The sequence below is a fragment of the Parolsenella sp. genome (assembly GCF_982402205.1).
On the sequence record NZ_CEVYAT010000060.1, the window covers coordinates 1 to 8,870 of the forward strand.

The following is an 8,870-nucleotide window of genomic DNA, read 5'->3' on the forward strand; positions in this document are numbered from 1 at the left end:
GTGGGCCTGGCCGTCGTGGGCGTGGCGGGCGCGGCGGATGCGCTCGAGTGCGAGCACCCAGAGGAGGCGCACACCCACCACGAGCACGCAAACCAGCAGCACAAGGCCGCAGAGCCGGGCAAAGTCCGTGCCCTGGGCCGTGCGCAGGGTGGGGGCGATGGTACTTGGGAGCTTCATGCCCAGAAGCACGAAAACCGTGCCGTTGATGATGAAGGTGAGGAGCTCCCAGACGCTCTCGGAGGCCAGGGCGTGGCGCGAAGACTCGGCCGTGAGGCGGCCCGGGTTGAAGCGCATGAGCAGGCCCGCGGCAACGACGGCCAGGATGCCGCTCGTGTGTAGGGCCTCGGCGGCGAGGAAGGTCACGAAGGGCGTGCAGACCTCGAAGAGCACGTGCTCGGTGGGGGTCTCGAGGCCAAGGGCGCGGATGCGGCCCACGAGCAGGGTGATGACGAGGGCGCAGGCGAGGCCCACGGCGATTCCGCCAAAGAAGTCGGCGAGGAAGGTTGCGCTTGCCCGTGCGAGCGAGAAGGACCCGGTTGCCGCTGCGGCCACGGCAAACTCGAAGCAGACGACGCCCGAGGCGTCGTTGAAGAGGGCCTCGCCCGAGAGCAGCGAGTTCTGGCGCTTGGTGAGGGTGACGTCTGCTCCCAGGGCGGCGACGGCCGCGGCGTCGGTGGGGCCAAGGGCAGCGCCCAGGGCAAAGGCCGCGGCGAGGGGAATCGCGGGGTCGGCGAGGTGGAGGGTGGCGCCCACGACGAGGGTGGTCACGATCACAAGGCCAAACGCGAGGGAGGCAACGGGCGCCCAGGCGCGTAGGAGCTCGGCCTTGTCCGCGTGACGCGACTCCTCAAAGAGCAAGGGAGCGATGAACAGGACGAGGAAGAGCTCGGGGTCGCGAAAGATTTGCGTGGGGTCGGTCGTGATGAGGCAGCCCACGGCGGCACCCAGGGCAATCTGTACGAGCGGCAGCGAGACGCGGGGCAGTACCTGGGCAAATGCGCTTGAGGCAAGAAGGCAGCCTAGCAGCAGGAGAATGATCTCGAACGACGACATGCGATTCCTTTGGGGCGGGGTGGCATCGGGGGCGATTGCGCCCGTGCCTAGTATCTCATGCGAAAGAAGGGCGGCCCTACGCGGTGTCCATCAAGTTTTGTTCGTATATGAGGGCGAGTTGCTGGGGCGGGCGTTGCGTGCCCGCGCGGTTGCAGGTGGTCGAGACCCCCTGACACCGCGCCGTATGGCGCGTGGGCGATTGGTTGGCTCCCCGTGCGAGTGGCCTCACGCCCGATTTGGGGATGCGCGCGGATGGGTTGGCAACTTATGCAGACGGATTTTGCCGGGTGCCAAGTACAGGCCCTCTAGAGCTCGTAAAACCCCAGTTGGCAAATGCGAAAACAAGCGGACTACTCGGGGGCCGCCAAATCCGTCTGTAAAAGCTGCCGACCCGCTCCAATGTTTGGGACGGGTCGGCAATGTGAGGTGCGTATGTCTTTCAGCCCTTGCTACTCCTTCGCCAGGTGGTCGACGATTGAGCCTGCGACATTGTTTGCGCGCATGACAATCAACGAGTTGATCTCATTGAAATCGTGGTCGGAGAGCCAATCGGCGACATCTGCGAAGTCATCTCTTGTTGGGTAAAGGGACTCTTCGATGAGCCGGTCGTACTTGCCGTTATCATCCACCTCGTAGAGGTTCTTCTCCTTTTTCTTGTTGTTGAGCTTCTTTGGCAGGTACATGCAGTTGCCTAGAGAGCCCGCATAGATCTTGCGATTGTTCTGGTCCTCGGATTCGTTTACTAGCTTCTTGGCAATGATGTGCTCGAGCTCAAAGCTCTCACCGTACGGAACCGTCTGAGACAGATAGCTGAGGTTGGCGTGGATGGTCGTGAGCGCCTTTACCTCTTTGGGGAAGTTGATGCTCGGCGTCGTGTCGGCGGCCCACTGCGCGTATGCGTCCATCATCTGTGTGCGTGTGAGAGGCGTCAGATAATTCCTCGTGCGTGAGTTGGGGTAGTAGCCAAATAGGCGCTGGTCACCATGCGAGGTCCAATTGCCTGCCCAGAAGTCGTAGACGTAGTAGGCGGGAATGTTGTGGAGAGTCGCCTTGTAGCCGTCGGAGTCTTGCTCGAGCGCCCACAATGCCGCGAAGTAGGAAAGCGTCTTGAATGAGGCGGTGAGGCCCGATGCGTACTCGTCTTTCTTGCCGGCCATCATGCGACCGAGGAGCTTTGCGAAGGTGGTCTGCAGATCGTTGCAAATCCTATCCGTGCGCTCCAGGATGGGCTGAAGATTGCTGCTGATTTCGTTGGTCTTGGTGCTGAGCTTACCGAGCTGACGGTTGTCGACGCCCGTGATGATGCCGAGAAGGCCAAAGCCGATTTCCTTTTGTGCATTGGTTGCCGGTGATACGAGGGCTCCCAGGCGTGCACCGACAAAGGCTCCGAGGGCGTGACCAAATTCGGACAGCGTGATGGTTCTGATTCTGCTCAGCTCGTCTTCGGAAAAGTCGTTGAGCTCGAACTCTGCGCCGCTCTCCATCTCGGAGTAATAGCTTTTCACGTAGCCGAGGATTTCGTCCTGCATCTCGGAGTCGCTCTTACTTAGCAGGCTGATTTCGGTGTTTACCCAAGCGGCACTGTAGATTTCGTATTTCGAGAGGGGGATTCCTCCCTTGTTCAGATTTGCGAAGACGTCGGCGATGCTGTCGCGGCTGCCGATGAACTTGATGGCAAGGATCTTCAGGCTTTCAAGGTCCACGTAATCGGCGACTTTTGCCCTAAGCCCCTTAATAAGGTCGCGTATGGCCTTGCGGTCCTCCTTGCGGTCGGCCGCCTCGTCTGCCCAATCGGCGAGGTCACGTTTCCCGTTTACAAGTTCGTCGAACGTCTTCTCGTCGATCTTGTTGTCTTCGGTGAGGATTTCGTTTACGGAAGCGAGCGCATTCTTGTACTCATCGCGGTTGAGGGGCTTCCAGAACTTGAGGGGATCATTCTTGTATTGCTGAATGGTCGAAAGTCTCTGTTGACCGTCGAGAAGCACGAGCTTGGAGTCTGCCTCCTGGCTCTCGGGATAGACGAGAAGCGCACCAAAGGGGAATCCCTTGTGGAGGGTCTCGACAAAGTCGTTCTTTTTGGCGGCAGTCCAGACGAAACCGCGCTGGAACTTGGGCAGCTTGATGCGGTCGAGATCGGTAATGGTGAGCGTGATGTTTTCGTAATTGGCGGCCATGCTCGCTCCTCTCGTGAATGGTCTCATGATCTCACGGGGCGAACGACTGTGAACAACTTTTGTACCTGGATTTCTGTAAATGATGGCGGGCGCGTTCCTCCGCCCGCCCCTTCGCCGGACAAATTTGTCTCATCTGGTGGGGTTGTCCTTTATTCGTACCGGCGCGTCGTCTACCCTGGGCCCTAGCGACCAAGGGAGGCAGCATGGAAGCAGCGCGCGAATACGAGCAGGATATCGAGGGCGACCTTTGGCACATTTCCTATAGCGTTGAAGGAGCGAGCCAGTCTGCCGCCGAACAACCGGGTATCGAGAAGACCGGCGAGCTCATTACTTCGCTGTCCACGGGTTTTGTCGACTCTTCCATTCCGGATCGTGGCGACTTGCGCCCCGAGCTCGTCTATAACAATTCCCGTGAGGGCGTCTCGGTTCTTACGCGCCTTCTTGACGAGCTCCGCGATCTTAAGGCCGGCGATGAGTTCTGGTTTGTCGTTGCGTTCGTGAAACTCAGCGGCATCCAGCTGCTCCTCCAGACCTTCGACGAGCTCGAGAAGCGAGGCGTACGCGGGCGCATCATCACGGGTACCTACCTCACGTTTAGCGAGCCGGGCGCCTTCAAGCGGCTCATGCACTATTCAAATATCGAGACGCACGTCTAAAACTCCGAGCACGCGGGTCTTCACGTGAAGAGCTACTTCTTTATCAAGCGTGGCGTCACGACGCTCGTGACGGGCAGCTCGAACCTCACGCAGTATGCGCTCAAGAACAACATGGAGTGGAATGTTGCGCTTTCCTCGACTGACCAAGGGTCCCTCGTGGAGAGTGCCAAGATCCTCTATGAGCAGCTTTGGAATGCACCCGAGACGTCCGAGCTCACGGACGATTTCCTTGCTGACTACACTGCTAAGTACAAGGCAAAGCGCGAACGCGAGAAGAAGGCCAAGATCATTGATGCCAGCGAGACTACGGCATATGAGATCATCAAGCCCAACAAGATGCAGGAGAGGGGCTTGCGGGCGCTCCGTGACGTTCGCCGCGACGGCGAACCGCGAGCGCTCGTCATTTCTGCTACGGGTACTGGCAAGACCTATCTTTCCGCGCTAGACGTCAAGCAGTTCGAGCCAACTCCGAAGCGCGTGCTATTCATCGTCCATCGCGAACGCATCGCCCGTGCGGCGCTCAAGAGCTATCAGCGCGTACTTGGAGGTCGCTATACCTATGGCCTGCTTTCTGGCGGTCATCGCGACTTTGAGGTAACGGCCCTGTTCTCGACAGTCCAATCTCTCGCGCGCCAAGAGAACCTCGCTAGGTTTGCCCCCGATGCATTTGACTACATCGTCATTGACGAGGTACACCGAGCGGGCGCTAGGAGCTATCAGAAGGTCGTGGAATACTTCAAACCCAAGTTTCTTTTGGGTATGAGTGCCACGCCCGAGCGCAGCGACTCGTTTGACGTGTTTGCCTTGTTCAACCATGTCGTACCGTTTGAGATTCGCCTGAGCGATGCTCTCGACAATCATCTCGTGACGCCGTTCCATTACTTTGGCGTTTCCGCTGGTGAGGGGATTGGTGACAATCAGGTTCCGGACCCCGAGACGCTTGCGGCTCAAATCATCGAGCAGTCCGACAAGTACGGCTACTCGGGCCCGCGCCTCAAGTGCCTCGTGTTCTGCTCGCGCGTCAGGGAGGCGGACGAGGTGGCCGAGCGCCTGCGTGCGGCAGGGCGTCGTGCGCTAAGCCTTGCGGGCTCTTCGTCTGACGAGGAGCGTGAGAGGGCTATTTCGCGCCTCGAACAGGACGAGGGCGCACCGGATTCTCTCGAGTTCTTGCTTTCGGTCGACATCTTTAACGAGGGCATCGATATTCCCACGGTCAACCAGGTCATCCTTGCCCGCCCCACGCAGTCTGCGATCGTGTTTGTCCAGCAGCTGGGCCGCGGTCTGCGTATCGACGAACAGAAAGAGTTCGTCACGGTCATCGACTTCGTGGGCAATTACAAGTCGAACTACAACATCCCTGTGGCGCTCTATGGCGACCGCAGCCTTGAGCGCGAGAAGCTGCGTCGCCTGGTTGCCGATGGTGGCAACTCCGTTACCGGCCCAACCGTTATCCAGTTCGATGAGATCGCTCGCAAGAACGTTCTCGAGAGCGTGAACACCGCAACTCTCAGTACCGTTTCCACGCTTCGTCGTGCCTACCGAAACCTGCGTATGAGGCTCGGACGTATCCCCTCGCTTGCCGACTTTGCCCAGCTTGGCGAGGTGTCGCCTCGCCTGGTGTTCGAGAACAAGTCGCTTGGGTGCTATCACATGCTGCTTGCCGGGGTTGAGAAGGAATATACGGTCTCGTTTAGCGAGGACGAGGTTACCTACCTGCGGTTTATTTCGAATAGGCTCGCGGACGGCAAGCGTCCTACCGAGCTGATTGTTCTTCGCGAGCTTATGCGCGGACATGCGGATCACGATGGTCTGATTGACTGCTTGCGCTCGTTTGACATGCTGTCTGACTTCGGGGTGGGTTCCGCGGAGCACTATGAGCGAGAGCTCGAAAGCGCAAGACGCATTTTCTCGCTTGAGTTCTTCGATGAGGTGGCAAAGAGAAATCTTCTGCCGGTCATTAATGAAGACGACTGGACTCTTACTCCCCGATTTGCCTCGTGTTTCGCAAACCCAGAGCTTTCCAAGCAGGTTGGCGAGGTTATTGAGTACGGGAAAGAACTTGCGCGCAAGGAATACGCCGTTTCATTCGACAAGAACATTCGTCTCTGCCTGGGTGAGCGCTACACGCGTGCGGACTTCTGCCGTCTCGCTTGTTGGGATAAGGACGAGCACGGAACGATCAATGGCTATTCGTTTAAGACCAACGACTGGCCCATCTTCGTTACCTATCACAAGTCCGACGATGCCTCGCAGAGCGTTCGCTATGAGGACGAGTTTGAGTCTCCCTCGCGTTTCATCTGGTTCTCCCAGAATAACCGCAGCTTTGGGAGCAAGGACTACGCGAAGCTACGTTCGTTTGACTCATCTGCGCAGCGTATTCACTTGTTCGTGAAGAAGGATGACTCCGAGGGCTCGGACCACTACTATCTCGGTACGCTCTCGTTTGACCTTGCCGATGTCGCCGAGGAGAAGCGGCCAAATTCCAATGGCGAGCAAGCTCCCATTCTCCGCGTTCCCTTTACCCTCAACCAGCCGGTTGCCAGGGACACGTACCGGTATCTCATGAGCTAGATCGTGGGGTTTATGGATCTAAGCCCTTCTCGCGCATATGGATAGCCGAGATCGATAGCCTCCCCTTCGTCCGGCGCGAAGGGGAGGCTATTTATGGAGGATCTGATCCGGTGGTATGTCGAGACTCTCATCAAGGCGATGAGGCTTATGGATGTCAAGGATGGCCCCTGCTATCGAGTGGCCGACGGAACCTATGCTCGGGCGGTCTCTTTCGAGTTGCTCTTCGGCAATGCTCTCGAGCAAACTGCCTGGATGCTCCTACGCAATGGCGATATGACGGGCGAGCTTGAACGTTGGACAATTCTCGTGAGCAAGCATCGGGAAGATGCTTGCTGGCTCGAGAATACGCTCGAGAGCGAGTTCATGGAGTCCGAACTTGCCCTTTGCTACTACACCGAATTATGAACTGCTCGGCCAGTTGGTCTAGACTTGTCGGACACAAACACGTACGCGCAGCGAGGGGAGGGCCATGGTTTCCGAGGCAACGCGCCACGTGATGCAGGCGAACAAGTCAAAGAACACCAAGCCCGAGCTCAGGGTGCGCGCGGCCCTGCGCGAGGCTGGCCTGCCTGGGTATCGCCTGCACTGGAAGGCCGCTCCCGGCAAGCCCGACATCTGCTATCCCGGCCGCAAGGTCGCCATCTTTGTCAACGGCTGCTTCTGGCATTGCTGCCCCTACTGCGCCCTCTCCACACCAAAGTCTAACGTCGAGTTCTGGACCGCCAAGTTCGCCCGCAACCGCGCCCGAGACGAGCGCGACCGCGAGCAGCTTGCCCGCGACGGCTGGAAGGTCATCACCGTTTGGGAGTGCCGCCTCAAGAAGAACCGCTTTGACGCCACCGTTGCCCGCGTGGCAGACGAGGTGCGCCGCGCGGGTTCCCCATCAAATAAAGCCAAGGTCGCACCCCGTGGGGACAAAGGGCCCGTCCCCCTGTCCCCGGCGGCCACGCTTGCCTGGCCAGACGGCCCCGGCTGCGTCATCGAGGTGGGCACCGCTCCCGCCTGGCGCCATCGCCAGCGTGCCAAGAAGCTCCGTTCGCGTCATAATAAGACAATTACGTCTCACGGAGCCGGCGCCCGCGCGCGCCATCGCCGCAGGTAGCAACAGGAGGTGCAGCATGGCAGTCTACGTCACGTCTGATGCGCACGGCCACGTCCGGGCGCTCGACGAGGTGTTGGATCAAATCTCGCTCGCAAGCGACGACGTGCTGTACGTCCTGGGAGACCTCATCGACCGCGGCCCGGACCCCCTGGGTGTCATCTTGCTGGTGCGCTCGCTGCCCCAGGCCCGCGTGCTCATGGGCAACCACGAGCAGCTCATGCTGCATGCCACAGCCCACACGGGCGCTCCCAGGGACGGCGAGTTTGATCTCTCGGGGCTCGACAACATCACCTTCACCGACTGGTTCGACTGGATGAACAACGGCGGCAACGCCACGGCCACCCAGCTGTGCCAGCTTAGGGAAGACGAATACGACGAGGTCATCTCCTGGGCCTCTGGCCTGCCGCTCTATGACGTCGCCGTGGCTGGTGGCCACACGTTTGCGCTCGTGCACGCGGGCATTGACGCGGGCTTCGTCTCCGAGTGGCGCGAGGCCCATCCCGAGGCAGACCCGTGCGAGCCTGCTGCCCTTCTCGACCTTTTGGGCTGCCAGCCGGCAGACGTCCTGCTGTGGATGCGCGACGGCCTGGCGTTTCCCACGAGGCTCGTGGACGGGGGCGGCCACGGCCCCGTCGTGGTGGCCGGCCACACGCCGTCGCCGCTGCTCGCGAGCCTTGCCGGCTTGTCCGAGGAGCAGTGCATGACATCCGAGCGCAAGGGCAAGGTCGTTGTCTATGGCGCGCGCGAGGCCACGGGCAACAGGGTCGACCGCATCGACATCGACTGCGCCGCGGCGAGCGGCCACGGCATGGGCCGCGTGGGAGTGCTGCGCCTCGACGACCTCGCGTGCTTCTACGCAGACATCCGAGAGGGCGAGTAGCCATGGACTGGGACGTGCGCCCGGGTGCCTCCGCCCCTGCCCGCGATCTTCTGCACGGGTGCGTTGAGCTGGAGGAATGCCCCGGCGGATGGGTCCGCCCGCAGCGCTTCTCGGCCATGCAACGGCGTGCCCTCTCAAGCTGCCTTGCGTGGTATCCCGGCATCTTTCGCCAGATGGCGGCCTGCACCGCGGGCGTGCGCCTTGAGTTCGAGACAGACGCCACGCAGGTGCTTGTCGAGTTTGCGGCAGACACCGAGCCGCGTGCCACGAGAAACGTGCTCAAGGGCATAAAGCCTGAGGTGGGGGACGCCACCGCGCCCCATGACGGGCTGTCGGCCGACGTCGACGGCAAGCACCTGTCGCGCGTGGTGCTGGTGCCTGATGTTGCGGCCGCGCCCGGCGAGGCGGGTCCGGGCGTCCTGCTTGACCTGGGC

7 protein-coding genes and 1 pseudogene are annotated in these 8,870 nt (G+C 60.4%); 6 read left to right on the forward strand and 2 right to left on the reverse strand.

Annotated elements, in window-relative coordinates; genetic code table 11:
• Both AC1VTH_RS04615 and AC1VTH_RS04620 read right to left on the reverse strand, forming a co-directional pair.
• Positions 1–1,053, reverse strand: a 1,053-nt coding sequence (locus AC1VTH_RS04615) for a cation:proton antiporter (protein ID WP_481334949.1), incomplete at its 3' end; no start/stop codon positions are given.
• 449 nt (positions 1,054–1,502) lie between these two features.
• Positions 1,503–3,227, reverse strand: a complete 1,725-nt coding sequence (locus AC1VTH_RS04620) for a DUF262 domain-containing protein (protein WP_481334951.1) — start codon at positions 3,225–3,227, stop codon at positions 1,503–1,505.
• A gap of 203 nt (positions 3,228–3,430) precedes the next feature.
• Between AC1VTH_RS04620 and AC1VTH_RS04625 the strand changes: the two genes are divergently transcribed.
• The 6 genes and pseudogenes from AC1VTH_RS04625 to AC1VTH_RS04650 all read left to right on the forward strand — a co-directional run.
• A complete protein-coding gene (locus AC1VTH_RS04625) occupies positions 3,431–3,883 on the forward strand; it encodes a phospholipase D-like domain-containing protein (RefSeq protein ID WP_481334953.1) in 453 nt (150 codons plus the stop codon).
• Between the two features lie 24 nt (positions 3,884–3,907).
• A complete protein-coding gene (locus tag AC1VTH_RS04630) occupies positions 3,908–6,454 on the forward strand; it encodes a DUF3427 domain-containing protein (RefSeq protein ID WP_481334955.1) in 2,547 nt (848 codons plus the stop codon).
• A 93-nt stretch (positions 6,455–6,547) separates the two neighbouring features.
• A complete protein-coding gene (locus AC1VTH_RS04635; RefSeq protein WP_481334956.1) occupies positions 6,548–6,859 on the forward strand; it encodes a hypothetical protein in 312 nt (103 codons plus the stop codon).
• Positions 6,860–6,923: 64 nt separating this feature from the next.
• Positions 6,924–7,556, forward strand: a complete 633-nt coding sequence (locus tag AC1VTH_RS04640) for a very short patch repair endonuclease (RefSeq protein WP_481334958.1) — start codon at positions 6,924–6,926, stop codon at positions 7,554–7,556.
• 16 nt (positions 7,557–7,572) lie between these two features.
• Positions 7,573–8,436, forward strand: a complete 864-nt coding sequence (locus AC1VTH_RS04645) for a metallophosphoesterase (protein ID WP_481334960.1) — start codon at positions 7,573–7,575, stop codon at positions 8,434–8,436.
• A gap of 2 nt (positions 8,437–8,438) precedes the next feature.
• Positions 8,439–8,870, forward strand: a pseudogene (locus AC1VTH_RS04650) (hypothetical protein); the annotation flags it as partial.